General features: G+C 65.7%; 1 protein-coding gene. It reads left to right on the plus strand.

Going from position 1 to position 1736, the window contains the following annotated elements:
- Positions 1–87 precede the first annotated feature (87 nt).
- The coding region (locus tag QQL24_RS36375; protein WP_284317212.1) for an ABC transporter ATP-binding protein at positions 88–1736 on the plus strand (1649 nt) is incomplete at its 3' end.

Raw genomic sequence — 1736 nt, forward strand, 5'->3', positions numbered from 1 at the left:
GTCATTTCCGCCGCCAAGCCCCATATCTCGAAGCAGATTCCGATTCAGGCCATCCCGATCCTGCGCCGCTTGTTCAGGGATGAAGGAGTGCGGCATCTGAAGTCCTACGCGGCCTCGATTGGTGCGGGGGCCGTCGAAGCGGCCATGGGCGGTGTCCTGGCCTGGCTGATCGGCCCGGTGATTCATGCCCTGGGCACCGATGTCAGCCTGCGGGCGATTGCCGGCCTTGCCGCGGCGGCGATCGTCGTTTTCCTGGTCAGAGGTGTTTCGGGCTACCTCAAAGATACGATCATGGCGAGGATTGGCAATAGCATCATCGCCAGCATCCAAAGGCGCCTGTTCGACCACGTCGTGCAGCAGGACATGGCGTATTTCACCGCGCGCCACTCCACCGAAATGGTGGCCTCCAACGGCTTCGTTGCCAATTCCTCGCGCGTGGCTTCGAACCTGTTGGTGGATTTGATCAGCAACGTGCTGCAGGTCGTCTCGCTCGTGGTGGTGATGTTCGTGCGCGATCCCCTGCTGGCGCTCACGGCCATGCTCGTGATGCCGCCGGCGATCCTCGGCCTTCGCTATGTCACGCGCCGGGTCGGGCGCGTGGTGAAGCGGCAATATCAGAGCTCGGCGCAGATCACCGGCATCATCCAGGAAACCTCCCAGGGCATCCGGGTGGTGAAGTCCTTCGGCATGGAGGACGCCATGCGCCGGCGCATGGAGAGCGGCATCCTCGAGGCCCAGACGGCGGCCAACAAGATGGCCGGGCTCGGCTATCGCGCCGATCCCATCATGGACACCATGGCCGGCGTCGCCGTGGCGGCGGTGATCCTGTATGGCGGCTGGCGCATCACGAATGGTGAATTGACGCTCGGCGGTCTCGCCTCCTTCCTGTTTGCGTTCCTGGCCATGTATGCGCCGTCCAAGGCGCTGGCCAAGACCAATGTCAACCTCAACGCGGCGGTCGCCGGCGTCAGCATGTTCTACGAGATCATGGACACGCCGGCCGGCGAGGGCGCGGTGGAGCGCGTCAAGCCGGCCTTTGTGAAGAAGGGCGGCACCATCGTCTTCGACAAGGTGAGCTTCGGCTACAAGCCGGACGAGCCGGTGCTGCGCGAGCTTTCGCTGCGTGCCGAGGCGGGCAAGACGACGGCGCTGGTCGGCCAGTCCGGCGGCGGCAAGTCGACGGTGGTCAATTTGATCCTGCGCTTCTACGAGCCGCAATCCGGCGCCCTCACCATCGACGGCCAGGACATCGGCACGGTCTCGGTCGGCAGCCTGCGCGAGGCGATGGCCTATGTCGGCCAGGACGTCTACCTCTTCGCCGGCAGCATCCGCGAGAACATCGCCTTCGGCCATCCCGGCGCCTCGCAGGAGGCGATCGAGGCGGCTGCGAAGGCGGCCTATGCGCATGACTTCATCCGGGCCTTCGACCGGGGCTACGACACCGAGGTGGGCGAGCGCGGCTTGCAACTCTCCGGCGGCCAGCGCGCCCGTATTGCCATCGCCCGCGCCATCCTGCGCGATGCCTCGATGATCCTCTTGGACGAGGCGACGGCGGCGCTCGATTCCGAATCCGAGCAGGCGGTGCAGAATGCGCTCGACGACCTCTGCGCCGGGCGTACCGTCGTCGTCATCGCCCATCGCCTGCAGACGATCCAGGAGGCCGACAAGATCTGCGTGATCGAGGCCGGCCGCGTCGTCGAGGAGGGCACACATGAGCAATTGCTCGCCCGCGGCGG

Source organism: Labrys miyagiensis, from assembly GCF_030160835.1.
Classification (GTDB): domain Bacteria; phylum Pseudomonadota; class Alphaproteobacteria; order Rhizobiales; family Labraceae; genus Labrys; species Labrys miyagiensis.